Here is a 26,964-nt window from a genome sequence, read left to right on the forward strand (position 1 = left end):
CATGGGGTGCATGTCCTCGGAAGTGAAGCAAGACCCGGCCGTGGGCCGGGCCCAAGAAGCGAATGCGCAGATCGGGATGCGTGCGCAGGATTTGGCCGAACGTAACTTCGAATGGAACAAGGAGCTGACTGACCAGTTCGCGCCCATCTACCAGGGCCTGATGAACAACGCGCTAAGCGAAGCCACGAAGAACGCCGAGCGCGGGGACGATCAGTGGCAGCAATACAAGGACGTCTTCCAGCCCATCGAGAACAAGATGGCCGAAGAGGCCATGAACTACGACAGCCCGGAGGAGGTGGCGCGCCGCGAAGGCCTGGCCGCCGCCACGGTGGGCCGGCAGTTCGACAATACGCAGGAGCAGACGTCGCGCGAGATGGCGCGCATGGGCGTCTCGCCCACCAGCAGCCTGGGCAGCACCGCAATGACGGACCAGGCCAACGCCAGGGCGCTGGCGACGGCGGGCGCCGTCACGAAGGAGCGCAACGACACCAAGATTCTGGGCATGAGCCTGCGGGAGAACGCCGCGCGCTTCGGTCGGAACCAGACCGGGACGGGCATCGCCGCTTCGCAGGCATCGCTGCAGGCCGGGAACGCCGCCACGGGTGTCATGGGCGCGCAGGCCGCCCAGGGGAACGCCGCGGGCACCGGGCAGGGCCTGCTGGGGACGGCAAGCAGCGCCTACAACTCGATGGGCAACCTGGGCATGAGCCAGATGCAGATGCAGCAGCAGGCGAACTCGTCCAGCCAAGCAGGCCTGGGATCGCTGATCGGCACCGGGATGATGGCCGGCGCCATGATGTTCTCGTCGAAGGAGCTGAAGGAGGGCGGCTCGCCGGTCGACGACGATGCCGCGCTGGACGGATTGACGCGCGTGCCGGTCGAGAGCTGGAAGTATCAGGACGGCGTGGCCGACGGTGGCCGCCACGTGGGGCCGTACGCGGAGGACATGCAGGCGGCCTTTGGGGATGAGGTCGCGCCCGGCGGTGTGGGCTTGGACATGATCAGCGTGAGCGGCAAGCACCACGCCGCTATCCGCGCGCTCGCCAAGAAGGTGGACCGGCTGGAGCAACGCCGCAGCGCCCGCGGCGCCCCGGGCCTGGAGCGTGTGGCCGTCCCTGACGAGATTGGAGTCGGCGGCGAATTGCCGCCGGCGTTGGCCGGCGACCTGTCGGCCGGACTGATTGGACTGGAGAGAATCTGATGGCGATGAACGGCGGATTTGCGGGCGGCCTGGCTGACGGGCTGCGGAACGGGATGGCCATTGCTCAGGCCTATGACACGGCCAAGGACAGGAACCTGGCGCGGGAGGCGGAGGAAAAGAAAAAGCGGGCTGATAGGGAGATCGCGGCAGCGCTGGCGGGCGACACCGCCCAGCCTGCGTCCGGGGGTGGATTGGAGCGAATTCAGACGGCGCCGTCCGTCGCATCCGGTCCGGCGGTTGGTGATGCGTGGGGCCTGCAGCCTGTGGCGCTGGGCGCGCCCGCACCGTCGGCGGCGCCGCAGGGACTGGACGCCAGCACGATCGGCCTGGCGGACTCCGCGCCGCGAGGCCTGGGCGGTACCGCACCGCGCGCGGCGGTGGCGTCCCCCCTGACGGCCGCGGCTGAAAAAAAAAGCCCGCAGCCCGCTGATTATCTCGGCGGCAGCGAGTTCGGCCAGATCGCTGACGGACTGACCCGTGCCTACCGTAAGGCCCTCGAGCTGGGCGAGCCCGGGCGCGCAATGCAGTTGCTGGCCGATCGGGAGAAATTCGTCGGCCAGCACCGCGAACAAGCGTTCAACGCGGCACAGAGCCGCTACCAGCTGACCGGCGACCCCAATGCGTATGTTCCGTTCGTGAACCGCTTCATGCCCGGCGGCATTGAGGTGACCTCGATCAACAAGCGCTCCGAGCAGGCGGGCGGCGCGCCCGTCTATGACTTTGTCGGCGTGGACACGGCCACCGGCAAGCCCGTCCAGCAGCCCATCAGCGAGTTCATGCTGCAGAGCTTCGTGCGCAACGTCAGTGACCCCAAAGCGCAACAGGCGATGGTCGCGCAGCAGGCGAAATCGCTGTGGGAGGCAGAGCAAAAGCGCCGCGACAAGCTGCTGGACAGCCAGTTGCGCAGCGACGAGGAACTGCGAAAGCCGCGTGTTGTGGGCAAGGATCAGACGCTGTATGTGCCAGATGGCAAGGGCGGCATGCGGGTTGGTGCAGAGGGAAGCGAAGCGGGCAAGCCCAAGATGGTGACGTCCAACAAGGATCTGGCCAACCACGTCATGCGCCTGTTCAAGGTGGACAGCCTGGAAGGCCTGGGCGACGACGAGCGCAAGCAGGTCAGCGGGATCATCGCCACGGGCGAGAACATCAACCGGCTCAATGCGGGTACGCCTGAAGGCGAGGTCTTGACCGCTGGGAACCTGGCGGCGCTGGCCCAACAGGTGCAGGGCGGTACGGCGGATATCGTGCCCATCCGCCTGGGCGATCGCCAGTTCGGGTTCGGCGTGGAGCACGAGGGGCAGTTGATTCGCCTGCCCGTATCGGTCGTGCCGAAGCAGGTTCAGGAACAGATTCGCGCGCGGCTGCTGGAAGGCGGAACTTCTCGGCCTGGCGGCCCCGCTGGCCCTGGCGCCCAGACGCCGGCGCAGCCAAGCAGGGCGGCCGCCAACGCTGGACGCACGCCCGGCACGCCGGCGCCTGCAGCCGCGCCAGCCGGGCAAGTCGAGGAGCGCCCGGAAGGTGTCCAGTTGGACGCCGCCCGCGCGCAGCTGCACCAGGCGGAGGCACTGGTGCGGCAGCTTCGCACCCGCCCGCCGGGGATGAAGGCCGGTGCCGAAGCGCGCGCCAAGCATGCGGCGCTCCTGCAACAGGCGGAGCGCGATGTGGAGCTGGCACGGACGGCTGAACAGGCGGCTGCCGACAGCTGGGCCAGGGCGACGGAAGGATCCGAAATCACGCGTGCCGCTATGGGCCGCAGCAACGGAGAGGGTGTAGATGGACAACTTTGAAAAGCGCGATGACGATGTCGAGTTCAAAGACAGCGTGGATGCGCGCCGCGACGGTGTGCGGCAGGATCTGAGCCTGCGATTCTCGGACGCGAAGGCGCCCACCGGCACGCCACTGGAGACTGCGCCGTTTACGTTCCGCGTTGCCGACTTCCAGCAGCCGCAGCAAGACGCCAGCGGCATCGAGTTCGTCGACTATCCCAAGACCTTCGCCGGCGGCGCAATCAAGGGCGCGGGCAGCGCCGTGCGCGGCGTTGGAAAGGTGGCCGAAGGATTGGGGCGTGTGGCGGTTACCGCCCTCAACCAGGCCTTCGACGCCGGGCTGGAGATTCCCAGCAATCCGCTGGAAGGTGCGGCGGACGCGACTCGCGACCTGGGGCAGCGCGTGCTTGATTCGCGCAGCGCCGAGGCGAAGCAGCGCGAGGCGGATTCGCAGCCGGGTGGTGACCTGGACAAGCCGGACACGTGGACGCTTGGCCGAGACCCTTCGGCGTCGGGCTTGGCCCTCCAGGCCCTGAACGCCAGCGGCTCCAGCCTGTTGCCGATCGCGGCTTCGTTGGCAGCCGGCCCGGCTGGCGTCGGTGCGCGCATGGCGGCCGGCGCGGGCGTGGGCGGCGCGATGGGCGGCGGCAGCGCCATCGAACAGGCACGCGAGACCATCGACGCAATGGACGACCAGCAGCTGGCTGCGGCCTCGTCCGGCTTTCGCGATTTGCTCGCCCAGGGGCTGACGCCGTCGGAGGCGCGGGCGCGCGTGCGCGCCGCGGCGGAGGATGCTGCATTTGTCCGAACCCTTCCAGTGTCTGCCGCCGGCGGTGCCGCAACGGGCAAGATCCTGTCGCCTGCTGGCCGGGTGCTGGGCGGCCGAGGCGCCGTCGCGCAGACGGTGGGCCGCGCCGGCCTGGCCGGTACGGAGGAGGCCATCCAGGAAGTGGGCGAAGGTGTCGCAACGCAGAAGGGCATCAACGCGGGCGCGGGCATGGAACTGGACCCACTGGAGGGCTCGTTCGGCAACGCGGCGCTGGGCTTCGTCGCCGGCGTGGGCCCTGGCGCAATCCACGGCGCTACCGATGGGGTGCGAAACCGTGGGGTGCGCGTGGCGCCGGCCCTGGAGGCCGGTGACGTGATGCACCCGAGCGGCAGGCCCTTCGTGACTGCGAGCGCCGCGTGGCAGCAGGCCCAGCAGCTGGGTGGGGATGCGCAGGTCCTGCGCTACGAGAACGGATTCATCGTTCGCCCTGGCCGCCAGACGGCGGCACCGGAGGAATCTGCCCACAATTCAGCGGGAACCGAAGGAGGAGCAGCCTACGCACAGGGCGATCAGGTCCTTTGGAAGAACGCCGACCACGATGTCCCTGTGGAATTCGTCCAGATGGAGCCCGAAGTCGGCTCCGACGGCAGACGGTACGCTCGGGTCCGGGTGAACGGTCAGGATTCGTTCGTGCCCGCCGACGAGTTGGCAAGAATGCAGTCTCCGGCCGCGGAGGCTGAGGAGACGGAGCAACCCCAGAAAGAGGCCGCAGGTACGTTCACGCGCGGGCAACAAGTTTATCTGCGCCAGAACGGCCGCGAACTGGGCGTCGAGTTCCTGGGCGTGGAGCGCAATGCCGCGACGGCGCGCGCCGGCGGCGAACCACTGGCGCGCGTTCGAACTGCAGACGGGCGAGGGCATTTCGTGCGCCTTTCCGAGCTGGCGGCCGGGCCTATGCCGGGAAACACTCTGCGGCAAGCCATGGATGGCCCCGCAGCGCTGGGCGGACCGGAAGCGTTCCCTGTGCTGGACGGGCCCGTGCGGCGCGACGCTCTCCCCGCACCCGAAGGGTATTCCGCCGGCGACGGGTTCACAGCGCGCGAGTCCTGGCGCATGCCCTCCAATGCGCCGCGTGGAATCCGGAACAACAACCCCGGCAACATCCAGAAGGGCGTCGGGTTCGCCGGCGAGGTGGAAGGCAATGATCCGCGCTTCGCTATCTTCGCCACGCCGGAGGACGGAATCCGGGCCACTGCGCGCAACCTTCTGACCTATCAACGCCAGCACGGGCTGGACACCGTGCAGGACATCGTGAATCGCTGGGCGCCGCCGTCGGAAAATGACACGGGCGCCTACGTGCAGCAGGTCGCGCGAGCACTGGGCGTTGACGCTGGCGAGCGGCTGGACCTGAGCGACCCCAGCACGCTGGCACGCCTGACGACGGCCATCATCCGGCACGAAAACGGCATGCAGCCCTACACGGCCGAGGAGCTCGCCGAGGGTGTCGGCGCGGCCCTCGCCGGTGCTCCTGCGCGGGGCGCGTTGCCGGCGCCCGTGTACCGCGTGGATGCGGCCGGCGTCGCCGCGACCGCCGGCCAACGTGGTGCCGAGCTGGAACGCCAGGCGGCCATGGGCCTGACGCCCGATGTGGCCGCCGCCGGCGAGCGGCATCCAGGCGCGGCGATCGACACAGCTGCGAACGAGGCAGCGACCTCTCCCACGAATGGTCGGCCAGAGCCCTCGGAAGCTCAGAAGGAGGCCGGCAACTACAAGGTCGGGCGCACGCGCGTGGCTGGCCTGGAGTTGTCGATCGAGAATCCGGATGGGTCAGAGCGTCGCGGCACCGCGCCGGACGGTACCGCATGGGTGAACCGGATGGCGGGCCACTACGGCTACATCCGCCGCACGGAAGGCGCAGACGGTGACCAGGTCGACGTATTCGTGCGGCCGGGCACGTCGCCCAACTTCAGCGGCCCGGTGTTCGTGATCGACCAGGTGGACCCTGGGCACCGCGGGTTCGATGAATCCAAGGTGATGCTGGGCTACGACAGCCGGGAGGACGCTGAACGCGCATATCGCGACAGCTATACGCCGGACTGGCGGGGTATGGGCAAGGTCACGCAGATGGACATGCCCACGTTCAAGCGCTGGCTGGCCGATAGCGACACCACGCGGCCCGCGGCAGAATCCGGGCTTGGCACGCTGGTGTATGAGCCCGATATCACCGCCAAAAATGGCCGGCCGTTTCTCACGCGAGGCGCTGCGCAGCGTGCCGCCACCGCGCATGGAAACGCGGAGTCAGTGCCGGTCGAGGGTGGATTCGTCGCCAGGCCGCGCACCGGGCAAGCGCCAGTCGCAGAGCCCGGGTCCACCGCCGCGGATTTCGGGCGTGATGCCCGGCGCGACTTTCTCCAGATGGTGCGGCAAGCAGGCGGTATCCGGCCGGAGCTGGCAGCCGATATCTACGGCGATCGCGCGCACTTGGCCAATCGCCGCGCGCCCGGGTTGTTCCGCAGGGGCGGCATGGATGCCGACATGCTGGTGGAGGCCATGCAGCAGGCGGGATATCTGCCGATGGACGGCGACACCGTCGATCTGTCGGGCACCGCTATGGACCGCGTACGGGAAGCCCTGGAAGGTGAGGCGGTCTACACACTGGAGCAGATGGACGAGGCAGCCCGCCGCGCGTATGCTGAGCGCCAAGCCGAAAGGTTCAGCGATACGAAAGACAAGCAGAAGCTGGCCGAGGACATTTTTGGCGTCATCGACGCCATGCCCGCCGGCACGACAGCGCTGGAGCTGGCCGCACAGTTCGATGCGGCCGTCTATCTGAGCGAACAAGGAATTACGGATGTCCCAACCCAAGAAGCCATCATCGAGCGTGCCTCAATCCGAGCCGACGGCGACGCCGGACTCTACGAGGCCGACATTAAGTCCCAAGCAGCGGCGTATGGCCGACGGGACACTGGCAATTCTTCGCGCGGTGCAGGCCAACCGGGAGCGCGAGGCAACGGACCAGGCGCAGAAGGTGATCGCGCGGGCGGCCGGCAAGCGCTGACACTGGAGAACCCGACGTCCGACGCGCTGCGCCATGCAGCTCAGGCGGTGGCCGCCGGAGAGCAGGAGAGTGCTGCGCAGGCTCGAGCGGCCGACCAACGTGCGGCAGCCGATGCGGTCCGAGACGACTTCGTCCTGACGGGGAGTGATCGGGGGGCCGACCAAGCGGAGGCGCGCGGGCAGCGCAGCCTGTTGGATGGCCCGCGACCGCTAGAGCGGCGCTCAGCTGAAGAACCCCGGCCCCGCGCCGGGGTTTCTGTTTCCGAGGCCACGAAAGTTGCCGACGCTTTCATGGGCAAGCTGCCGGGCGCGGCCAGCCTCCGTGTGTCGGTCGTGGAAAGTGTGGACCAGATCCCGGAAGGAGCCAAGCCGTCCCCCCTCGCCGAGGGCGCCTACTACCCCGCTCATGACGGCGGGCGCATCTACCTCGTGGCCGAGAACCTGCCTACGGCCGAGCGCCTGCACCAGGTCCTGACCCATGAGGTGGTGGGGCATTTCGGCGTGGAGGCGCTGCTGGGTGATCGCTTCGGCGAGGTTCTGGCGGACGTGCGCCGCCTGGCGCGGGCGCCTGACGGCGCGCACATCCCGCGCAACGCCGGCCCGGATCATCCTCATTACGCCACGTTCGAAGCAGTGACGCTGCGCTATCCCGACTACTCCGCTGAGAACCGGGCCCGCGAAGTCCTGGCCCGCATGGCGGAGCAGGGCAGGCGCCCGATTTTCCTGGAACGGCTCTACGGCAAGATCCGGGCTGCGCTGCGACGGCTCGGCCTGAATCTCAAGCTGACCAACATCGACATCAGGCAGATGGTGATCGATGCCGGCCGGTTCTTGCAGCGCGCGCCCGCAGCGCGCGCGAGCGCCGGGATGCAAGAGGCAGCCGCATCGCTGGCGGCAGAGTCTCGCCGCGGCGCCGAACCTGTCTCGTTGCCGCCCGTCGTCATTGGCCAGCGTCTTGGTGCGGCCGGAAAGCATCCCGACCATGCGGCGGCCAAGGCCGGCGACACTGCAGCGGCGTATCGACTGCTCAAGGACGTACTGTCGCGGGAGGCGGTCGAACAGGTGCGTGCCGCGATTGGCAATGAGCAGCCGACGATCGTTCCGGTGGTGGCGATTGAGGCCGCTGGCCACAACAAAATTCCGTTGGCCTCGGCGAAGGCGCTTGGCAAGCATTTGGACCTTCCTGTCGAGAGCGGAATCTATCAATCCGTCAAGGCAAAACGCACGGCGCTGGACGGACTGAGCCGGATCTTCCAACAACCCGAGTTCGACGGAGAGGTGCAGCCGGGCAAGTCCTATTTCCTGGTCGATGACACCTTGACGCAAGGCGGCACTCTGGCCGCGCTTGCCTCACATATCGAGAAGAATGGGGGGCGGGTGGTCGGTTCGTTCGCGTTGACGGGTAAACTCTACAGTGCTACCTTGCGGCTGTCCCCCGAAACCCTGTCTGAACTGCGAGCCCGCTATGGCGATGTCGAACAAGCTTTCCGCGAAGCCACTGGCCGCGGCTTCGACTCGCTCACAGAATCAGAAGGTCGTTATCTCGCCAAGCATGACGCGCCTGACGCCGTCCGAGGTCGAATCCTTGCTGAAAGACATGCGCGAATCGGTGGAACAGATAGACGAGCTCATGAAGAGGGATCCCCTCCCACTCTGACACCGGAGCGTGCCGACGAAGCCCCGCCCCGTGCGGGGCTTTCTGCTTCTGGGCCAATGGAGTCGCGCGCCGCATCCGGCACGGCGGGCATTCCGCCGATGGCACCGCGCGCCCCACGCGAGCCCAAGCGCGGCGCCAAGGTCGCCCGACCCGGCGAATCCCTTTCAGACATCGAGCGCCGCCAGCGCAACAAGTTCCTGGGCAAGATCGGCGCATGGGCTGAGCAAGACCCCATCAAGGAGCGCTTGGCCAAGGCATCCGATCGGTGGCAGGCCAAGCTGGTGCAAGGCATATTCGACCAGTTCGCGCCGCTCAAAGGCATCAGTGCGACAGCCTATATGCAGGCCCGCCTATCCAAGGGAGCGGACGGCGCAGCGGAATATCTGGTCCGCCACGGCGCGGTCAAGTTGCAGGACGGCGCGTTGGACACCGCCGGCGGCAAGGGCCTAGCCGAGATCCTGGCCGGCCTGATTGGCGAGCACGATCATTTCATGGCCTGGATTGCAGCCAACCGGGCCGAGCGCCTGGCCGCGGAATGGCAAGTGCGATTCGACAATGGTGTGACCGAGCGTTTTGCCAAAGAAGCCGCGGCGCGTGCGGAGGCGGCGAAGTGGCCGGGCGCCAAGGCAGAAGCTGCGTCGCGCGAACGCCTGTTCACGCCCGAGGACATCGCGGCCGGCAAGCGGCTGGCCGCCGGCAAGATGGCCGATGGCCGGGACCGCGCCAGCGTTTATCGCGAGGCGCTGGCTCAGTTCAACGAGCTGCAGCGGTCTGTGCTTGACGTCGCCCAGCAGGCGGGGCTGATTGATCCCAGCGCCCGCACCCTGTGGGAGAGCGAGTTTTACGTGCCGTTCTATCGGGTCATGGAGGACGATGCGACCGGAACCATGGGGCCGGGACAGATTGGCGGTCTTGTCGGGCAGCACGCTTACAAACGTCTCAAGGGTGGCACGGACAAGCTGGGCGACCTGGTGGCGAACACCGTGTCCAACTGGTCGCACCTGCTTTCCGCCAGCATGAAGAACCTGGCGGCGCAGGGCGCGTTGCAGGAGGCGGAAAAGCTGGGCATCGCGTCGCGGGTTCGCCAAGCCGAGCGCGGCAGCGTGCGGGCAATGTTCGACGGTCAGGAACGCCATTACCTGGTGAGCGATCCCCTGGTAATGAACGCCCTCACGTCCCTGCATTACGTCGGTTCCAATGATCCATTCACCAAGGCCGCGCGCAAGTTCAAGCACGCGCTTACCGTGGGGGTGACGATCAGTCCGACTTTCCGCGTGCGCAACCTGCTGCGCGACACCATCCAAGCCATGGCGATCGACAGCAACCTGTCAACGAATCCGCTGCGCAACCTGGCGGAAGGGTGGAAGGCCACCGGCGCCGAAAGCGACACCTGGCGCCGTCTCATGGCCGGCGGCGGTGCGGTGCGCTTCGGTTCCTTCAACGACGGCAATGCCCGCAACGTCAAGCGGCTGGTGGACGAATTGGGCGCGCATCCCGACGACGTCATCACGTCGCCGGCCGGCATGAGCCGGGCGATGCGCAAGGCGTTTGACTGGTACCAGGAGACGGGCGATCGGGCGGAAACCATCAACCGCGCTTCCATCTACCAACAGGCTCGCAAGGCAGGCCGTAACCATCTTGAGGCCAGCTACGCAGCGCGCGATCTCATGGACTTCACCGCAGGCGGCACGTTCTCCGCTGTTCGGCTGTTGTCCCAGGTCGTGCCGTTCTTCAATGCGCGCCTGCAAGGCATGTACAAGCTGGGTCGGGGCGCGGCCGCGGACCCCGCGCGCTTTGCCGTTGTGACGGGCGCCGTCGCGATGGCGTCCGCGCTGCTGTACCTCGGAATGAAGGACGACGACGACTACAAGCAGTTGCCGGACTGGGCTCGCAACTCCTTCTGGATCACCAAGCTGCCGGGCACCAACCAGTTCGTGTACATCCCCAAGCCCTTTGAAATCGGCGCGCTCGGAAGCGTGGTCGAGCGCGGCACGGAATTGGCCTTCGGCGGGGACGACTTTCGCCTCGCCGATTTCGGCAAGACCGTGGGCGCCATCCTGACCGAGCAGCTGGCTATGAACCCCGTGCCGCAGATCGTCAAGCCCGCCATGGAAGCCGCATTCAACTATGACTCGTTCCGAGAGAGGGACATTGACTCGGTGGGCCAGCAGCGCCTGCCGGCCGGCGAGCGATTTACGGCCTCCACGTCTGCCGGCGCCGTGACGCTGGGTCGGACCCTTGGAGTGTCGCCGCAAAGGCTGGAACACCTGGTGCGCGGGTATTTCGGCTGGCTGGGGACACAGGCGCTCAACGTGTCCGACCATCTGGCTCGGCCCTTGTCTGGCCTGCCGGACAACCCGCGACGCGACCTCAGCCGCCTGGACAACTGGTTTGTCGTCGGGGACTTCGTGAAGGAGTCTGACCCGCGCAGCAGCAAATACATCCAGCGCTTCTACGACGAGCAGCGCGACGTGACCCAGGTCTACGCAGCCTACTCGCAGGCTCGCGAACTTGGCGACCTCGAGCGCGCTCGCGCGCTGGCCGGCGACGACCAACTGCACGTGCGCGCGTTGTTCAAGGCTGCGGACAGCCAGCTGCGCGACGTGAACACCAGGATCAAGGCGCTGGAGCGATCCGACATGGAGCCGGATGCAAAGCGCGCGCAGCTGGATCTGCTGTATCGCGCGCGCAACCGGCTGGCCATGACGGCGGATGAGCACGCGCGGGCCGCGCGCCCCTGACGGCAACCTACCTTTTCTAAGCGACGGCGCGCCTACGGCGCGCTCTTTTTTTGAGGAGCAACTATGTCTGGATTCGCCTTGTCGGCGCGCAGCCTGCAGCGCCTGGAGGGAGTTCACCCCCAGCTTGTCGAAGTCGTCAAACTGGCAATTCAACGCACGGCGGTGGATTTCACGGTGGTCGAAGGCTTGCGGACGCCCGAGCGCCAGCGCGAGCTGGTGGCAGCGGGAAAGAGCCGGACCATGAACGGCCTGCACCTCCGGCAGGCGGACGGCTACGGCCATGCCGTCGACTTGGCGCCGCTTGTTGGCGGCGCGATTCCGTGGAACGAATGGGCCAGGTTCAAGGACCTCGCCGAAGTCGTAAAGGCCTGCGCCGCGGACCTCGGTGTGCCGGTGGAGTGGGGCGGCGACTGGAAGACGCTCAAGGATGGGCCGCATTTCCAGTTGCCGCGCGGCTGGAAGGCGGCAGGATGATGTCCGGCGCCAAGAAGTTTGCCGGCGTGCTGTTGGGTTGGCGGGGCTATGCAGCGGCGGCGCTGGCAGGCGCCGGCACAGTTTGGTATGTGCTGGGCGCCGTCCATGGCCAGGAACTGGCCGAAGTGAGATTGGAGCGGGCTGCCGATGACTTGGCAGTCGCGCGCGGCTCAATCGAGCAAACCAACCGGGACTTGCAGGCAATGGCTGAGAACGCTCGCGCTGCGGCGGCGATCGGCCCCGAACTCACCGCGTCGATCGGCGCACTTTCCAAGGCTTTGAAAAATGCGAATCCTCTGCCTGCTGGTTGCCGGCCTGATGTTGGCCGGGTGCGGAACCTCACGGACGCTGTACGTGCCGCGCGTGATGCCGCCGCTCGATAGCGGCCTGGCGGCACCGTGCCCAGAAATTCCCGATCCGCCCCAGGATCCGGCGAGCTATGACGACTGGCAGGTCTGGCTGCAGGATGTCGTGCTGGTGGCGTATGCAGCGTGCGCGGTGCGGCACCAGGCTACTGTGGCGGCGTGGCCAAGGTGAGGCACGAAAACAAGAAGCCCCCGGCCGCGGGGCCAGGGGCTTTTTGAGGCCGGCTTGTTAGTTGGCTTTTTTCTTGCGCAACACAATCCGGAACGGGCGACCGTCAGGGCGACGGATGACCCGTCCCTTTACGGTGATGGTCATCCGATAGATGACCTCTTCGGTGTCGTTCGGCTGCATATGTATGCTCCAAAACGCCGCCCCAACTTCCGCCTTGACATTTGACAGCCGGCTTGGCGACCGACTACGATGCAATATCTACCTTGCAGTCAAGGTGCGTTGCCCATGGGACCTTTGGGCTTCGCATTCATTCAGGGGCCTCGGGCGTTGGCGCGCTTTGAGGCCCTTTTCGTTATGCAGCCCGTTTGTTGTTGCGAAGCTGGAGTTCTTCCACGTCATAGGCAAAGTCCAGGATAATTTGGACGGGCGTTTCGGGCTGACGTTGGTCGTTGTATACATCGGCGTCCGTTTTGAGCTGAAAGCAATCGCCCACAATCTGAAGACGCCGCTGAGCGAACGAGCGCTGGAAATGCTCATGCGGGGCATTGGGGTCGTCAAGGTCGGCCCAAAGCGAAAGAGTCTTGTTGCCCACCTTTTTCGTTGTGGCGTGCTTCGCGCGGTAGCGCCTACCGTGACGATCCGTTCTATATTCTTCGCGAAAGACCTGAGCTATATCAGCCGCAATGGCGTCAATGATGGTCTTGGCGTTCGGCTTGTGCAGACCGTTCTCGTAAGCCCAGGCCGCGAGTTCATGCGTGTCAACGAGACCGCTGGCATCACCTTTCTCGCGCTGATAGCGCTCAATGTAGTCTTTCACTGCATTTGAGTATGCCGACATAGGTGCATCATCCTCCAATTAATAGTCAACATTCCCCCAACCATCGGTTGGGGCACTCTGAATCGCAATGTGCCTGACTTTCGCCAGATACTTGCTCCATCTGTCGTATCGTTTCAACCGCTTCCGCAATTGGCCCGCTACGATTCCCACATGAACTTCTAAGCGTTTGGCAAAGAGTGTGACGCGCTCGTCGCTGAAATACGGCGCGACACGAGCGATGAAGTTGTCCATTTCTGTCTTAGGCACGCAAAAATTGGCTGCGGCTTCATTTGCGATGCGTTCTTCCTCAAGAAGCTGTCCCGAGTTATCTCCGTCCATATCTACATCCAAGATGAAGCCGTCGTCTTTACCGTCACCCTGCAGCACATGTTCCAGTTCGTGCCGAAGGACAAACCAAAAGTTGTCTATGCGATCAAACCGGAGCGACATCGCAATCGCGGGCTGAGTCGGTGTGAGCCAAAAGCACGCTCCGTCTATTTTTGAACCCGGCAGTGCTTCGACGAACACGAGACGGACGCCGCAATCTGCCAAGATTCCCGAGGCATGACGGATTTCTTCCGGCGCGGATAACAACGCATGCAGCTTCGGCATCGCAGCTTCGAGCAGTTCTTTCTTGAACTTCTTGCTCACTTGATTCGCTGCGATCGTTCGAGCGCGGAACAGCCAAGCCAACTGTCGAATGGAGGCTTCTTGGGTCTCATCCGTCTTCTTTGCAGCGTGCATGAAGTGAGGATCCTGATCAAGACGATCGATACCGAAAAAGGTCTTGAACTGCTGTTCCAATACTTCGATGTTCTCGCTCAGTTGGATCCACCCACGCTTTACCATGTCGCGGACGGGAAACCGTGCATAAAGGTGTGCACGGCGGGCAATAAGATTATCGGGTTTCGTCACCTTCGAAAGCTGATACTGGCTCTCGAGATTCATCCAGACTCGAGCGTCCGAACCCAAGGCTTCTCCGAGCTGGATCGCCGTCTCGGGGGTAATGGACTTCTTTGCAGCGATGATTTCATTGATCAGCCGGGTCGGGCGGCCCATAATTTCGGCCAATTCGACCTGGGTCCACCCACGAGCCTCAAGCTCCTCTTTGAGAAAGTCCCCAGGGGGGAAATACTCTGCTGCTGTTTGCATTGCGCTCTCCTGGTCAGGTCTCAATGGACAGTGTCGATTGAAAGGACCCTAACCATCTCTTCTGTGTGATTCGGTTCTTGCCTAAAGGTGAGCCGCTTGTTTACCGTAAGGCGGACTGAGTAAATGCCACTTCCACCCTCTTGCAGGTCGAGCATTCGGAACGCGCTCAAGGATTGAACACTGATTGCGCTCCTGAGCATCACCATGCGCATGCGAAAAGACCGCACTGTGTGCGGGTCCTGGCCATTTTCGAATTGGGGATCCGTCTCTAATCGCTGCAGCAAGCCGTCTTTGTGCTCAACTTTCATTGCTCAATTCTAGGCGTTACGATGGGGATGTCAATATACCACTATTACACCAAGTGTAATTTTCGGAGGTCCTGGTGTGGGTGTTGACATGGCACAACACCCTAGCAATGGCACCGGACTTGCACGCCTGTCGGACTGGCCCTTTACCGCGGGATCCACTGCATCCACCACCCTTGGGAGTAGCGCCGCCCGTCAATCTCCTCAAATCCGCAGACCATCATTCCCCGGTCGGAACAGAAGGTAAGCAGCTCCGGCTCGAGCAGGTCTGGGATTGGCCCCTTCGCCGTCGCGCCGAACTTTGCCAGCCCGTCCATCGTCATGATGCGCACCTGACGGCGCATGTCTTCGCGCGTGATTGAGTACATCCGCACCGTGCCGGTGACCGCCGGCGCTGGGTCATTGTCTCGGCGCTTCTGGCCGAAGTAGTGGGTGCGGACGACAGAGCAAAGCATGATCCTGCGCTGATAAGGCTGTATGGATATACAGTATATGGCAGCTGAATCGGGGTCAGGCCATTGGTGTAGCGACCAGCTTGCCAGAGGGGAAGGGCACGAGGAAGTCGCGGCTTTGGTCGGCGCTGGCCGTCAGCCATTCGCCGTAGGCGCCTTCCGGCAGGATAACAACCATGCGCTTTTCCTTGCCGGCCTGGTGGTACTCGCGAAATAGCGGATCCTCGTCCGCGTTGATCATCAGCATCGTGTAGCTGTCCTGCCACTGCCCGGCGGCATCGCGAAAGCGGTCCCATAAGCCCGCAATGCCCAGGGGCGCGCCGTCGGCACGCGTGAACCTCGTGGCCACCGCCTTGCCGGATCTCCAGTCGGGCTCGAAGATCGGATCTGCTGGGATGATGCAATGCTGTGCGCGGCGCCAGGCGTTGCTGAAAGTGAAGGACTTAGGCGCCGTCTCGCTGCGGGCGTTGAACGTGGAAAGCTTGCCGGCCTTGTCCAGGCCGTCGGGCTTGGTCATGGCGCTAATCAGCCCCCAGCGGCCAAGGACGGCCTCCAGGCTGGGCACTGCTTCGTCACCCGCGTCCTGCTCCGGTGGCCGGCGAACGAACACGCCCTGGTATCGGGGCCACATATCGTATTTGCCGAGCACACCTGGCCTGGTCACTCCGAACTTCTTGAGCAGCAGCTCCGCGTCTTTGAGCGTTTGGTAGTGGCTACACATCGATCCCTCCGGGGCGAAGGCACCAGTATAGGTGCAGGGCAGAGACCCACTGATTTGACCGCAGCGCGCATTTGTCGCACAGTTCAAAGCTCGAAGCCATAGCAACTGCATCCGCGCTCTGGTGCGCCCTGCAGGTACCCTTCATGCGCGTAATAGGACCGGAGCAATGCGAGTTCTTATCGTCGACGACGATTCAATGACGGCCGAACTGACCGCCGAATGCTTGACGATGGATTCGAGCGTTTCAGTTCGGACCGTCGGCGACGGCGCCTCCGCTCTGCGCGCGGTGTCCGAGTTCACGCCGGACGTGATTCTCGTGGATGTCGAACTGCCGGACCTCACCGGCCTCGAGCTAGCGCCTCAGCTGTAGGTTGCCTGTCGCGAATGCACGCCTCGCGTCATCATCTTCAGCGGCAGCGTCCAAGAAGCCGATCCGAATTTCCCCTGCCGTCGGGGGTAGACGCTTGGCTCACGAAGCCCGCGCACCTCGACCAGCTGCTGGACTGCATTTGCGCCCGACAGGTGCCAAAAGAAGACCGTTATGAGTGCTGATGAATGCACCAGATCCTTCGGAAAGCTGCTAGGCCGACGCGATGCCGCGTCGGCCTTTTTCAGGTATTGATTTAGGGCGTCACGATGTTGAACCAGAACTCGAAGTTGTCGAGCGAAGCGAACATGTCAGTGATCTGTTGCTGATCGCCATTGACCTTGACGTCGCCCTTGGCGAGCGCGTCTTTGAGCGTGGTTTCCTTGAGCATCATGCGGTTGAGAGTTTCGCGGCTGAGCGTCATGCTCGCCGTCGGCTCCTTGGCCTGCTTGCCCTCGGTGTGGTTCAGCACGCTGTTCACCATTTCCAACGTGTATTTCTGGTTGGTGTCGGTGAAGTCCAGGTTTAGCACCACATGCTTGCCCGCAGCCTTTTCGCGATTCAGACGCACCGCGAAGTAGTCGAACAGCATGTCCAGCGTCATGGCGCGCACGGTGTCGGGGCTGGCGGTATCCGGCACCGGCAGCTTCTGCACGCCTTCGCGCAATTCCTTGGCGCCGGTCAGGTAGAAATTGCGCCATGGACCGCTCTCGGCTTGGTAGCCCATCTGCTCCAGGGCGTCGGCCTGCAGGTTCTTGGCTTCCTGGTTGTCGGGCTCGGCAAAGACGGCGTAGTTCACAACTTCGGCTACCCAGCGGTAATCGCCCTTCTTGTAATACTCGCGCGCCTTGGAAAGGATGGCCGGAACGCCGCCCATCATGTCAACGTAGCGCTTGGAGGCTTCCTGGACTGGCAGCGTGTGCAGCGTCGCCGGGTTGCCGTTGAACCAGCCCAGATACAGGACATACGTCGCGCGTACGTTGTGGTTCACCGAGCCGTAGTAGCCGCGATTCGAAAACTTCGTTGCGATGGCCTCCGGCAGCTTGACCTGCTCCGCGATCTCTTCCTTGTTGTAGCCCATGTTGGCCAGGCGCAGCGTCTCGTCATTGATGTAGCGGTACATGTCCCGCTGAAGGCCCAGCTGCTCCTGAACCTCCTTTTTGCCCCACACTGGCCAGTGGTGCATGGCGTACATGACTTCGACGTCGTCGCCCCACAGGGCCAGCGCCTCGTTCAGGTACTTCGACCAAGCCAGCGGGTCGCGGATCTTGGCGCCGCGCAGAGAATAGGTGTTGTGTAGCGTGTGGGTGGAGTCTTCGGCCGTATTGAGCGCCTTTTTCTCCTTGATGTAATACAGCATCTCCGCCGGCGCCTCGCTGCCCGGGGCGTACAGGAACTCGTAGGTGAGTCCGTCGATGGTGCGCGTTTCGCCCGTCTTTTCGATGATGTCTGTGGGCGGGATGAGGGTGACCGTGCCGGCCGACGTCGTGGTGCCCAAGCCGGCGCCCACTTGGCCTGTGGCGCTTGGTGGCAGCAGGTTGCCGTACATGTAACTGGCGCGACGGCTCATCGCGGTGCCGGCCATAACGTTTTCCGCTACTGCATGCTCGAGGAACCCGAGCGGCGCGTAGATTTTTACCTTGCCGGTTTTGACGTCAGCCTCGTCCACTACACCTCGCACGCCGCCATAGTGATCCACGTGGCTGTGTGTATAAATCACCGCGACCACCGGCTTTTTCGGCCGGTGCTGGTAGTAGAGGTCCAATGCTGCCTTGGCGGTTTCGGTGGAAATGAGCGGATCCATGATCGTCAGGCCTTCCTTGCCTTCGACGATCGTCATGTTGGAGAGGTCGAAATTTCGGACTTGGTATATGCCGTCCGTGACCTGGAACAGGCCCGAAATGTTCAGCAGTTGCGATTGACGCCACAGGCTCGGATTAACTGTGTCCGGCGCGGGCGCGCCTTCCTTGATGAATTCATACTTGGTCGGATCCCAAACAAGATTGCCCTGTTCGCCTTTGATCATTCCGGAGGGCAGCGGGGCGATGAATCCCTTGTGGGCAAGATCAAATGACGTCTTGTCAGAAAAGGGCAATTCCTTCAGCAGCGCCGTGTTGGCATCCTTCGTGGCCTGCTCCGCCGCTTTGGGGGTGGTTGCTGCCCAGGCCGGTTGCGCAAGTGCCAGTGTGATCGCGGTCGCGATCGCGCGCACCCTCCAATGTTCGCCGCTTATTCCTCTGGTGGACCGTCCTCGTACTGCCGAAGGATCTGAGAGGTGTTTCATACTGGAAATGAGCTTCATAACGACTTCTCTCCATGTACTAAGAAAGATCCACGCCAAGGGCGCGCACCAGGGAAAAAGCGGAAGTAGGTAGCGCAGTAGTTCGGATTTCCTGTCGGGAGCTGGACGGAGGGATACGGCGTCCCTGGTGGCTGGACCAGCGTGTCGCATGGACGCATCGTTGTTGGCTTGTTGCGCATGAACAACGGAGGCCTGTAGGTCGCTTCACGCGACTTTGCGATTCTCACCATTTATCCGATAGTCAAACAAATTCGGGCATATGGCAAGGCGGCGTTCGACGCTTACCAGTGGAGATCCAGCATGGTTCACCCGCGAGCATTCAGGTCGCGATATGCCGCTCGGCCGCCATGGCGGGGCTTGGCCTGGGCGCTAGCCTTCGTCATGGTGTCGGGTGCAACGGCACAACCGACCATTCGCTTGAGTCACGATGATTTACAGAAGCGTGCCAACGGTGTGTTGGCCCTTATGTCTTTCTCCATCGTGCCTGACATAACGACCAGTTCCCTGTCCATAGGCAGCGCTGGCGCTTCTACCTCCGGCTCCACCGAGTTCTTCATGACGCAGCTGGGCGGTGGCGACACCGTGTCAGATTCGGTACCGATCTACCTCGAGGGAGTGGTGGCCGCCAGCCGCTACGATCCTACCTTCATTGCGAGCCAAGGCGCTGAGCAACGTCGCATCCCGACCAAATGGAACAGTGTCTCGGCCACCGGCGGCATCGGTTGGGATTTCAAGCTGACCGATGAACTGAAACTGCGTCCGATTTTCAACTTTGCCCTGGGCAATGTCACCAGCGACCTGCGGGCGGCAAGCTGGTATGTGGGGCAGAGGACGGGCAGGGACGTGGACTTCCTGGATCGAGGATCCCTGAACGCCTATGGGCTTGGCGGGTCGCTGATGCTGGATTACGAGCATTACCGGCCGGGCTATGAGGTAGATGTGGAACTGCGCTATTCCGACATCAGGCTCAAGAGCTTCGACAGTTCCTCGGCGGTGCAGGGGAATGCGGTGGCGCAGTCTGCCAACTTGTGGGCGCGCTACCGGGCACCAACGGGGTTCAGTCTGCTGCAGCGCCCGTTGCGCTACGTGCTTGAGCTGACGCATTCCGAGTTTTTGGGTGAACAGCGCGGCGCGCTTGGTTTTGATCGGCTTACCGCTCTCGGCGCCGGCCTGGAACTGGACTCGAGTGCCTATGACGTTTTCATCACGCGAACCCGCTTGGTCGGTCGATATGTGTTTGGCACGAATGTGTCCGGCTTCTCGGTTGGGCTTGCTGTCAGTTTCTGATTTTTATCCTGCCAAGAATAGTCGAGTGCCTGACGCGGCACGGTGGGGACTTTGTGGGGACATCGTGACCCGTCGATAACCACTGTTGCGCACGGTTTGCAGCGAGCGACAACGTAAGTTGTTGAAAAATAAAGAATCCCGATTGGCTGCTTTGCATGGGGTGCAAGGGGTCGCGAGTTCGAATCCCGCCGTCCCGACCAGCAGTTCCAAGGCCGTTAGTGATGAAAATCACTAACGGCCTTTCTCATTTCCGGACGGTTTATGTTGGTGTGTGAAGCTCATGCATGTGAAGCTCATGCATGTGAATTTCATACATGTGAAGCTCATACGCCGCATTGCGGCTGCCATGAAAGCCTGCCGCATTCTTGTGGAAAGCAAAGTGGGCGAGAAATTTCTGTCGATAGAAAAAAGAGCGTCCCGCAGGGCGCTCTCTAAGCAAAAAGCCGATCGATGGAAATGAGGACGCCGGACAGATGCTGGCGTCCTCTCTTAAGCATCAAAACGCGATGCTCACGGAACCCAGCACCCCCTGATCAGTCACGCCCGAGGCGAACTGGCCGTTGTACGAAAGGCTGATGGTGGTATTGCGCGAAATACGCGCGCCCACGCCCAGGTCGACCACGGCTTGATTGCGGGCAATGGGGGCGCCCGAGATGTCGAACGCCAAGCCGCCCGCGAACGACTGCGTGACGGTGGGACGCACGTCGCCGACCGCGTAGCGCCAGCCCACGGTGCCCTTGGCGATCATGTCCATGCCGTTGAAGGTGAACGTGGTCTTGCCCCTGAGGCCCAGGGTGCTGAAGCCTGTGTCCATGTCCTGGCTGCGGACATGCAGCGCATCCGCGCCGCCGCTTTCATCGAAGCCGTCCGCGCGCTGGTGGACGTAGGCGATGTTGAGGAACGGCTCGACGGACGAGCGGCCGATGTCGAGGCGGTAGCCCAGTTCGCCGAACACTTGCGCCGTTGTGGCGTCGTAGCTCGAGCTCAGGCGATCGGAGAAGCCGGGCACGGCCAGGTTGCGGTCGGCTTTGATGTCGTGCCATGTGTAGGACATGCCCGAACGCAGTCCCAGCGCGCCCCATTGCTTGCCGCCATACAGGCCCAGGTGATAGTCATCGCTCTTGGCCGAGGCGTTGCTGCCCCGCATGTCGTATCGGCCATGGCTGTAGCCGGCCAATACACCCATGCGCCAATCGTTGAAGGCAGGCATGTCGGCGCCGATGAAGACGCCGCTCAGCGAGGTGTCCAGGCGGCTGGCGTTGCCGTCGCCATCAAGATGCCCCCAGTTGCCGTAGAAGCGCGCCCATCCGGTGGGGCGGCTGGGTGAGGCGCCGCAGACCGAGCCGGCCTGTCCATTCAACGAACCTTTGCCATCGTGCGCGGCGCAGGCGAACGTGTCGGACAGTCTGTCGCTCATCGCATCGCGAGTGATGCGGCTGCTTTCCAGCATTGCGCTTTGCACCGACGCGTAGACTTCGCCCGACAGCTGATTGAGCGCCATCCGCGCGTCGTCCGTGGTCTGCTGGTTCAACACCGGCGCGGCTGCCGCGCTGCCGGCGCCGGTCGAGTCCAGGCCCTGTGCGACGGCGGCCTGGTTGCCCGTTGCCGCGACGTCCGCGATGGTCTTGGTTTGCTTGACTTCGAGATAGGAGCCGTTGGCGTCGGACTCCGACGCCAGGCCGTAGAAGGCGGTCAGTGCGCTGTCGCCGGTGACGTCGAAGGTTCCGGTGACGCCGTTTGTCGCCGTCAATACCGTGTACCGGGCGCCCAGCACGTAGGGCGCCGCGGTCGTGCGGGCGACATTGAGCACCGCCCCGTCCTGGATGGTTGCAGTGCCCGTGACGGCAATGCGATCCGACGCGGAAGAAGAGGGGTCGACCTCGACCTGATAGATGCCGCCTGCTTCCTGAACATAGGCGCCGTTCACGTTCAGGGTGCCGATGCTGTTGCCGGGCGCGACCACGCCTCCCGCCCGCACGGTCGTGGCGCCCACGGCGCCGACGCCGCGCAGCGTGCCGCCCGCGTTGATGGCGATGGCGGAAGGTGTGTTGGAGCCATTGACCTGCAGCGTGCCGGCGTTATTGATCGCGAACCAGGTACTGGTCAGCGAGACCGCGCTGTCGAGCAGCAGCGTGCCCTGCTGGATCGTCCACGGCATGGCTTCGGTGGACGAGCCGGTCAGGGTCCAGGCGCCCAGGCCGGTCTTCTCGAATTTGCCGAAGCCTTGATACTGGGCTGCCGCGCCGATCGTCGATACGTCGAAGCTGGCGTCGGTGGTTCCGCCCAGCTTCAGCGTGTCCGCTGAACTGTAAGCCACCACATCCCCGTTGATGGTGGAGCCAGCCTGGAGCTCCAGCGAATTCACGCCACCGATGAACCGAATTGCGTTGGCGATTCCCGCCGAGGCTACCCAATTGTTCCCTCCGGAAATCGTGCCCGCGTTGACAATGGCAGCGTTTTCACCGACCACGCCGACGCCGCCAACGGGCCTGGCGTAGGCAGCGTTGAGCTGCGTGAACTGCGACGCGTTGCCGCCGCTGATTGTGCCTTCTGTTGTGTTGATGAGCGTGCCGCCATTCGATATCCATATGCCTTCCCCGCCGGAGCCCGCCTGGCCTGACTGCCCGGCGAACGAGCCGTTGGCGCGTCCGCCGTTGCCGCCAGTGACGGTTCCCGAGTTGGTCACGGTTCCGGAACCGCTCAGGATGAGCGCCACACCTCCGCCACCGCCGCCACCGACAGAGCCGGTAGCGGCGCCTCCATTGCCGCCTCTGATGATGGCGCCGGACTGGATGATCACGCTGGCGGAAGAAAAGATGCCTGCGCCGCCACCACCGCCGCCACCGCCGCCCGTGTCGCTCACCAGGGACCCGGTGGTTGCTCCTCCGGCCCCGCCGGTCACTGTGACGCCGTCTTGCACCAGCAGGTTGACCCCGGCGGTGATCCCTACGCCTCCGCCGCCGCCGCCGCCGGAATTGTCCGCCGAGGTGCTTCCCGTGACGCCAGCAATTCCGGCTCCGCCTGTGATCGACTGATCGACAACCGATACGCCCACCGCGCCGGCGGCGCCCGTGCTGCCGGGGGCGACCAGCGTGGGATCGTTGGTCGCGCTGACGCTCATGCCGCCCGATCCGCCAAATCCGGTGGTGAGATCGGTGGCCCCGCCGCCGCCGCCTTTTCGATAGGCGCCGGTCAAAGGCGCACTGCCGCCGTCAGGCGAGGCGCCATTGGCGCCGGCCGCGCCGCCGCCCAGCGCATCGGCTGCCAAACGGGTTCCGCCGGTTCCGCCGTTGCCTGCCCATGCCGTCGCGGATAACACGGTCGTGAGCGCCAGCACGAGGGCCCGGGGGCGCAGCATGGGATTGGGACGATGGGGAAGGGACGTCTTGAATGTCATGGACATGGCAGCTTCTCTCTCTCTGTTGAACAGAGGCCGGCATCCTTTCCGGGCTCGGACAGCTTGTTGCCGGCGTCCGGAAAGGATGGGGACTCGGGGATTGAATTCGTGTCCCTCCCGCTGTTCGCAGGCGCAAGAAGCCTGACGCTGCCGCGTGACGGCGCGCAGCGCGAGAGGGACGGAAAACGGGTAAGGGCGGTCGTTAGCGCGTACGGCGCGTCATAAGGAGGAAGACGCGGGCGCCGGAACGTTTTTGGTCAAGCCGGGAACGGAGCCTCCGGTGGGTGCAAAGCTGGTGCGAAACATGTCGGTGCGGGGCATGCGTCTGGGTTGCAGCTGCTGGCGAGTAGGTCTCAGTGGTGAGACAGAATGACATAAACCGACATTTTCAATGCAATAAATTGACTTTTATTAAGGCCGTACTTTGCCAGATATCGTAGGCAGGTCAGGCCTTGGCCTGATCGGGTCAGGAAGGTGGACGATGGGAAGTGGTTATGTCAGCTGGTTGGCTAGCTGGCCGAGCGTTCGGCTTGGGGCCTCACGTCCACCTGTTCGATGCCGTCAGTGCTGACAACCACCGACGGCCTTTCCCCATTGCGATCAGTCAGGCTTGCGCAACGCGTCGGCAATCGAATCCAGCGCATATCCCATGTTCTGCAGGACCTTCGCGGTGGTGAGGCGAGTGAACTCGTCAGACGCCGTCTTCATGAATGCGGCGATCAGTTCCGGATGCGCTTTGGCGTAGCCCGCGCCGAAGATCGCGTCTATCTGGGTTTCCGCGGTTCGCAGGTAGCTCTCCGCGCGGGTCTGGGCGTGGGTGAACAGCGTGTCAAGGTTCGCTTCGATGAACTCGGGCATGATGGCCTCCAATGACTACCGTTGGGGAGTTTCTACGCTAACACCGCGTGCCCGGCAGTGCCATAAGGTCAGGCACATCGCTCTTGCTCTCCGAAGACAAGGAAGGGGCCAAAATAAAAGCGCCCCGGATGAGGGGCGCTTTGGAGGAATCAATTGCGGTGACGCGCGGTGCCGCGCGGCACGTAACGGACTGGCCCGCCGGGCGGGGGCTGTCCGGATCCCGTAACCTCCATCCATCCGGCTTCCCAGGCTTCGACTTTGCTGCGCCATTCCGCTATCGATTCGCCGGTGTGGCCGGGCATGGCTGCGGCGCGATAGTAGGGGCAATCCCACAAGGTCAATCCGTCGCGGGCGGCTTGAGCGCCCAGCTTTTGGATGTCGTCGCGTTGCATTGCAATATCCTCCAAAAGTAAGTGGTCGGGAAGCAAAGTATTGCGCAGTCAACGGGTATCCACAATGGTGCCGCGATACTACCGCGTAGGGTGCGGGAGCCCCGCATCGCCACGGACTCTGCGATCGCCTCTTTGGGAGCGCGCTGGCGGATCGCGCCTGTGCGACCAATCGGGTCTGGAGAGTGGAACAGCGGGGCCGTTTAAAGCGTGCTCTTGTCGTCAGCACCGCCATGCTGACGTGCCCGGGTGATTTGCTCGTGGAGCTTGGTCGCCGCATCTTGCGGCATTTCATGCTTGTGCAGGTCGAGCGAAATCTGGTGCACGGTCTCGAGGATAAATTTGAGTCCGTGGACGCAGTTCATGCCAAGGTCTCCCGACACTTCGTAGTCGGGGAACACCTGGCGATCCGTGAATTGATTCAGCCGCTCGGCCTCTTCAAGTGTGAGTTCGCCCATGTCTATCACTTCGATGTTCCTGGTCCTTTCGGGGTCGTCGGAAGCCTTGAGGGCGGGGGCCACGAAGCCCTTCACGGAGAATTCCTGGCCGTTGGCGAGTGTGGCGTGAAGCTTGCCTTCGACTGGGTGGTCTCGGCTCTTGGGCTGCGTTTTGTCGCGGAAATGCCCGTACGTCGGCCGCACGCCATATTTTTCCTGTTCTTCCGGTTTTGTCCGGAGTTGAATGTGTCCAGGATCCTGGACACCTCCCTTCTTGTCGAAGGTCGTTTTTTGGGAGACCACGTAATACTGGCGTTTCTGTGTTTGTACCGTTCCCTGGCGCGGCGTGTACAAACGTGAGCTGTTGACTTTGCCTGCGCCCGACGCCACGCCGTCGCCGATGACGGTACGCAGGGCGGTTTGCAATCCCGAGCGGGCCGGATTCATCATGGCTGCATCTCCTTCGCGTCAGACCGTGGCGGGGAAAACAGGAGGCGCATCGTTCTCGCGGGAGGATTCCCTGCCCTTGATGAGTACCGAGGCTAGCGAATTCGTCACGGCGGTCGAGTCTTCCAGCAACTGCGTCACACGTTCCACCAGTTGCTCCGCAGTCGCCCAACGCACTTCCAGCTTGGCGATCATGATCAGGTGGCGAACTTCGGGGTCATAGGCGATGGAGGCGGCGCGTGTGCTGGGGTCGAAGCCGTTGGCCAATAACACCCGTTCCAGCATCAGATAGCGGGCGAGAATGTCGGTCGGCATCGTTCCGATGGTGCGATGGATATACAACAGGTCGAGCTCGATGTCGTGCTGCAGCGAGACTTCGACGCCATCGGCGAACTCAAGGGTGACCTGGCCGCCGGGTTCGAATTCGAACGTGGCGTCTGTAATGCTCTGGAACTGCGAGATCAGGCTTACGGCATCCATGTCAGTGGCCTCCATAGAACGACGGATCGTTCTTTGAGTAACCTCAGCGCTGCGATAGTTCGTAAGATTTTTACTAACAACAGATGGTGCTTCATAGGATGAAGGCTATCAATGCGAGCAGGCGCGGCCGTCGCGTGTCGCGGCATCTGTTATGAGCGGTTTCTTCCGTCTCTGTGCCTTTCGCGAACCGGTTCCAATCCGCACAATCTTGTCTTCACCGCCATGTCCCGGCGGCTTGTGAGGATGTTTTCATGCGCTACCGCTATGTCACCGCCGACGTGTTTACCGGCCATGCTTACCAAGGCAATCCGCTGGCTGTCATACTGGATTCCCAGGGGCTTAGCACGGTCCAGATGCAGCGGATTGCCCGCGAATTCAATTATTCGGAAACCAGCTTTGTGCTGCCGGCGAAAGATCCGGCGCATACCGCCTGGGTTCGTATCTTCACGCCGGATCGCGAGGTGCCGTTCGCCGGGCATCCCAATGTCGGTACGGCCTGGGTGCTCGCGCGCGAGCAGGTCGCTGCCGGTCTGCCGGCTCCGGAAGCCTTTGTGTTCGAGGAAGAGGCGGGGTTGGTGCGGATTGCGCTGTCTTACGACGCGCATGGTTTGGCGGGCGCCGAATTGCTCGCCCCGCAGCCGCTGTCGCGCGGCAGCGAGGCTCAGGTAGCCGCGGTGGCAAGGGCTTTGAAGCTAGAACCGGCGGACATCGACGTGTCGCTGCATGCGCCCCAGGTGGTTTCGGTCGGCTTGCCGTTCCTGGTGGTCCAGGTTGCCAATCGCGATGCCCTGCGCCGCGCGATGCCGGACGCAAGCGGCTACGCGGCGCTGATGCCGAAGCTTGGCGCGAAGTCGATCTATCTCTACACCACCGACACCGGAAGCGACACGACGGACGCACCCACCGATATCCAGGCGCGCATGCTGACCGGACGCATGACCGAGGATCCGGCCACGGGCAGCGCTACGGCAGCGGTCACGGCGTTGCGCGCATCCCTGCTGCCCGAAGGACGGCTGCGGCTGCGCGTGGGCCAGGGCGTGGACATGGGGCGCGCCAGCTTGCTGCTGGCGCACGCGGAGCGCCGGGCGGACGGCGTGTGGGCGGGCGTGGCCGGGCAGGCGGTAGTGGTGATGGAAGGCACCTTGCCCGCGCCCGCGGCGCATTGAGGCGACCGGCATTGCCGGCCTTGCGGGGCGTCGTGTATGCTTTCGCGCATGAATGCATCGCATCCCGTCCCGGCATGCCGGGCCGATAACCGACGAATCACTCGACGTCTACGTTGAGTGGCTAGCCGCGTCCGGGCGCTGAATCCTCAGCGCCTTTCACAGAAGGCCACGATACCCTCGTGGCC

The 26,964-nt window shown here is 63.6% G+C and carries 21 protein-coding genes; 10 read left to right on the top strand and 11 right to left on the bottom strand.

Translation table 11 applies throughout. The annotated features are described in order from the left end of the window. The first annotated feature begins 1 nt into the window (after window position 1). From ABE485_RS12310 to ABE485_RS31230, 6 genes are all read left to right on the top strand, one after another. Window positions 2–1,201 (top strand): tail fiber domain-containing protein, encoded by a 1,200-nt coding sequence (locus ABE485_RS12310; protein ID WP_346515579.1) that lies wholly within the window; start codon window positions 2–4, stop codon window positions 1,199–1,201. After that, window positions 1,201–2,988 (top strand): hypothetical protein, encoded by a 1,788-nt coding sequence (locus ABE485_RS12315; RefSeq protein ID WP_346515580.1) that lies wholly within the window; start codon window positions 1,201–1,203, stop codon window positions 2,986–2,988. The genes ABE485_RS12310 and ABE485_RS12315 overlap by 1 nt, the downstream gene beginning before the upstream one ends. Then, window positions 2,975–11,191 carry an LPD38 domain-containing protein gene (locus ABE485_RS12320; RefSeq protein WP_346515581.1) on the top strand — a complete coding sequence of 2,739 codons (8,217 nt, stop codon included), beginning with the start codon at window positions 2,975–2,977 and terminating at the stop codon, window positions 11,189–11,191. The genes ABE485_RS12315 and ABE485_RS12320 overlap by 14 nt, the downstream gene beginning before the upstream one ends. Before the next feature lie 63 nt (window positions 11,192–11,254). Continuing rightward, window positions 11,255–11,665 carry a M15 family metallopeptidase gene (locus ABE485_RS12325; RefSeq protein WP_346515582.1) on the top strand — a complete coding sequence of 137 codons (411 nt, stop codon included), beginning with the start codon at window positions 11,255–11,257 and terminating at the stop codon, window positions 11,663–11,665. Next, a complete protein-coding gene (locus ABE485_RS12330; RefSeq protein ID WP_346515583.1) occupies window positions 11,662–12,048 on the top strand; it encodes a hypothetical protein in 387 nt (128 codons plus the stop codon). Before ABE485_RS12325 ends, ABE485_RS12330 begins: the two co-directional genes overlap by 4 nt. Continuing rightward, a complete protein-coding gene (locus tag ABE485_RS31230; protein ID WP_430795418.1) occupies window positions 12,032–12,202 on the top strand; it encodes a hypothetical protein in 171 nt (56 codons plus the stop codon). The genes ABE485_RS12330 and ABE485_RS31230 overlap by 17 nt, the downstream gene beginning before the upstream one ends. A 57-nt stretch (window positions 12,203–12,259) precedes the next feature. On the opposite strand, the gene ABE485_RS12335 is transcribed toward ABE485_RS31230, so the two are convergent. The 5 genes from ABE485_RS12335 to ABE485_RS12355 form a co-directional block, all read right to left on the bottom strand. Next, the gene (locus ABE485_RS12335; protein WP_020928351.1) at window positions 12,260–12,382 is read right to left on the bottom strand and encodes a hypothetical protein; all 123 of its coding nucleotides are present in this window, start codon (window positions 12,380–12,382) and stop codon (window positions 12,260–12,262) included. Window positions 12,383–12,554: 172 nt separating this feature from the next. Then, on the bottom strand, window positions 12,555–13,019 hold the full coding sequence (locus ABE485_RS12340) for a hypothetical protein (RefSeq protein WP_346515584.1): 465 nt from the start codon (window positions 13,017–13,019) through the stop codon (window positions 12,555–12,557). Between the two features lie 39 nt (window positions 13,020–13,058). After that, on the bottom strand, window positions 13,059–14,171 hold the full coding sequence (locus ABE485_RS12345; RefSeq protein WP_346515585.1) for a HigA family addiction module antitoxin: 1,113 nt from the start codon (window positions 14,169–14,171) through the stop codon (window positions 13,059–13,061). A gap of 451 nt (window positions 14,172–14,622) precedes the next feature. Then, complete coding sequence (locus tag ABE485_RS12350) at window positions 14,623–14,931, bottom strand: hypothetical protein (protein WP_346515586.1); 309 nt, start codon at window positions 14,929–14,931, stop codon at window positions 14,623–14,625. Between the two features lie 55 nt (window positions 14,932–14,986). Further along, window positions 14,987–15,649, bottom strand: coding sequence for an SOS response-associated peptidase (locus tag ABE485_RS12355; RefSeq protein WP_346515587.1), 663 nt, complete (start codon window positions 15,647–15,649; stop codon window positions 14,987–14,989). A 166-nt stretch (window positions 15,650–15,815) separates the two neighbouring features. Here ABE485_RS12355 and ABE485_RS12360 point away from each other — a divergent pair, with 166 nt between their 5' ends. Next, window positions 15,816–16,019 carry a response regulator gene (locus ABE485_RS12360; RefSeq protein WP_346515588.1) on the top strand — a complete coding sequence of 68 codons (204 nt, stop codon included), beginning with the start codon at window positions 15,816–15,818 and terminating at the stop codon, window positions 16,017–16,019. A gap of 253 nt (window positions 16,020–16,272) precedes the next feature. On the opposite strand, the gene ABE485_RS12365 is transcribed toward ABE485_RS12360, so the two are convergent. Next, on the bottom strand, window positions 16,273–18,318 hold the full coding sequence (locus ABE485_RS12365) for an alkyl/aryl-sulfatase (protein WP_346515589.1): 2,046 nt from the start codon (window positions 18,316–18,318) through the stop codon (window positions 16,273–16,275). Window positions 18,319–18,618: 300 nt separating this feature from the next. Between ABE485_RS12365 and ABE485_RS12370 the strand changes: the two genes are divergently transcribed. Both ABE485_RS12370 and ABE485_RS12375 read left to right on the top strand, forming a co-directional pair. Continuing rightward, the gene (locus ABE485_RS12370) at window positions 18,619–19,605 is read left to right on the top strand and encodes a hypothetical protein (RefSeq protein WP_430795419.1); all 987 of its coding nucleotides are present in this window, start codon (window positions 18,619–18,621) and stop codon (window positions 19,603–19,605) included. A 280-nt stretch (window positions 19,606–19,885) separates the two neighbouring features. Next, complete coding sequence (locus tag ABE485_RS12375) at window positions 19,886–20,065, top strand: hypothetical protein (RefSeq protein ID WP_346515591.1); 180 nt, start codon at window positions 19,886–19,888, stop codon at window positions 20,063–20,065. 36 nt (window positions 20,066–20,101) lie between these two features. Here ABE485_RS12375 and ABE485_RS12380 read toward each other — a convergent pair whose 3' ends face one another. The 5 genes from ABE485_RS12380 to ABE485_RS12400 form a co-directional block, all read right to left on the bottom strand. Then, window positions 20,102–23,008 (bottom strand): autotransporter outer membrane beta-barrel domain-containing protein, encoded by a 2,907-nt coding sequence (locus ABE485_RS12380; protein ID WP_346515592.1) that lies wholly within the window; start codon window positions 23,006–23,008, stop codon window positions 20,102–20,104. Window positions 23,009–23,602: 594 nt separating this feature from the next. Beyond that, entirely contained in the window at window positions 23,603–23,860 is a 258-nt protein-coding gene (locus tag ABE485_RS12385) for a hypothetical protein (RefSeq protein ID WP_346515593.1), read from the bottom strand. A 149-nt stretch (window positions 23,861–24,009) separates the two neighbouring features. After that, the gene (locus ABE485_RS12390) at window positions 24,010–24,252 is read right to left on the bottom strand and encodes a CrpP-related protein (RefSeq protein WP_346515594.1); all 243 of its coding nucleotides are present in this window, start codon (window positions 24,250–24,252) and stop codon (window positions 24,010–24,012) included. Between the two features lie 200 nt (window positions 24,253–24,452). Then, a complete protein-coding gene (locus tag ABE485_RS12395) occupies window positions 24,453–25,136 on the bottom strand; it encodes a hypothetical protein (RefSeq protein WP_346515595.1) in 684 nt (227 codons plus the stop codon). Between the two features lie 18 nt (window positions 25,137–25,154). After that, window positions 25,155–25,613, bottom strand: a complete 459-nt coding sequence (locus tag ABE485_RS12400; protein ID WP_346515596.1) for a type III secretion system chaperone — start codon at window positions 25,611–25,613, stop codon at window positions 25,155–25,157. A gap of 251 nt (window positions 25,614–25,864) precedes the next feature. On the opposite strand from ABE485_RS12400, the gene ABE485_RS12405 reads away from it, so the two are divergent. After that, window positions 25,865–26,779 carry a PhzF family phenazine biosynthesis protein gene (locus ABE485_RS12405; RefSeq protein ID WP_346515597.1) on the top strand — a complete coding sequence of 305 codons (915 nt, stop codon included), beginning with the start codon at window positions 25,865–25,867 and terminating at the stop codon, window positions 26,777–26,779. Window positions 26,780–26,964: the final 185 nt, after the last annotated feature.

This window comes from Achromobacter spanius (genome assembly GCF_039673305.1).
GTDB lineage: Bacteria > Pseudomonadota > Gammaproteobacteria > Burkholderiales > Burkholderiaceae_B > Achromobacter > Achromobacter spanius_F.

What these genes read in the sequence shown, in the direction of transcription:
- ABE485_RS12310 (WP_346515579.1), top strand. Translation starts at nt 2, where the DNA reads ATGGGGTGCATGTCCTCGGAAGTGAAGCAAGACCCGGCCGTGGGCCGG.
- ABE485_RS12315 (WP_346515580.1), top strand. Translation starts at nt 1,201, where the DNA reads ATGGCGATGAACGGCGGATTTGCGGGCGGCCTGGCTGACGGGCTGCGG.
- ABE485_RS12320 (WP_346515581.1), top strand. Translation starts at nt 2,975, where the DNA reads ATGGACAACTTTGAAAAGCGCGATGACGATGTCGAGTTCAAAGACAGC.
- ABE485_RS12325 (WP_346515582.1), top strand. Translation starts at nt 11,255, where the DNA reads ATGTCTGGATTCGCCTTGTCGGCGCGCAGCCTGCAGCGCCTGGAGGGA.
- ABE485_RS12330 (WP_346515583.1), top strand. Translation starts at nt 11,662, where the DNA reads ATGATGTCCGGCGCCAAGAAGTTTGCCGGCGTGCTGTTGGGTTGGCGG.
- ABE485_RS31230 (WP_430795418.1), top strand. Translation starts at nt 12,032, where the DNA reads ATGCCGCCGCTCGATAGCGGCCTGGCGGCACCGTGCCCAGAAATTCCC.
- ABE485_RS12335 (WP_020928351.1), bottom strand. Translation starts at nt 12,382, where the DNA reads ATGCAGCCGAACGACACCGAAGAGGTCATCTATCGGATGACCATCACC.
- ABE485_RS12345 (WP_346515585.1), bottom strand. Translation starts at nt 14,171, where the DNA reads ATGCAAACAGCAGCAGAGTATTTCCCCCCTGGGGACTTTCTCAAAGAG.
- ABE485_RS12350 (WP_346515586.1), bottom strand. Translation starts at nt 14,931, where the DNA reads ATGCTTTGCTCTGTCGTCCGCACCCACTACTTCGGCCAGAAGCGCCGA.
- ABE485_RS12355 (WP_346515587.1), bottom strand. Translation starts at nt 15,649, where the DNA reads ATGTGTAGCCACTACCAAACGCTCAAAGACGCGGAGCTGCTGCTCAAG.
- ABE485_RS12360 (WP_346515588.1), top strand. Translation starts at nt 15,816, where the DNA reads ATGCGAGTTCTTATCGTCGACGACGATTCAATGACGGCCGAACTGACC.
- ABE485_RS12365 (WP_346515589.1), bottom strand. Translation starts at nt 18,318, where the DNA reads ATGAAGCTCATTTCCAGTATGAAACACCTCTCAGATCCTTCGGCAGTA.
- ABE485_RS12370 (WP_430795419.1), top strand. Translation starts at nt 18,619, where the DNA reads ATGGTTCACCCGCGAGCATTCAGGTCGCGATATGCCGCTCGGCCGCCA.
- ABE485_RS12375 (WP_346515591.1), top strand. Translation starts at nt 19,886, where the DNA reads ATGCATGTGAAGCTCATGCATGTGAATTTCATACATGTGAAGCTCATA.
- ABE485_RS12380 (WP_346515592.1), bottom strand. Translation starts at nt 23,008, where the DNA reads ATGTCCATGACATTCAAGACGTCCCTTCCCCATCGTCCCAATCCCATG.
- ABE485_RS12385 (WP_346515593.1), bottom strand. Translation starts at nt 23,860, where the DNA reads ATGCCCGAGTTCATCGAAGCGAACCTTGACACGCTGTTCACCCACGCC.
- ABE485_RS12390 (WP_346515594.1), bottom strand. Translation starts at nt 24,252, where the DNA reads ATGCAACGCGACGACATCCAAAAGCTGGGCGCTCAAGCCGCCCGCGAC.
- ABE485_RS12395 (WP_346515595.1), bottom strand. Translation starts at nt 25,136, where the DNA reads ATGATGAATCCGGCCCGCTCGGGATTGCAAACCGCCCTGCGTACCGTC.
- ABE485_RS12400 (WP_346515596.1), bottom strand. Translation starts at nt 25,613, where the DNA reads ATGGATGCCGTAAGCCTGATCTCGCAGTTCCAGAGCATTACAGACGCC.
- ABE485_RS12405 (WP_346515597.1), top strand. Translation starts at nt 25,865, where the DNA reads ATGCGCTACCGCTATGTCACCGCCGACGTGTTTACCGGCCATGCTTAC.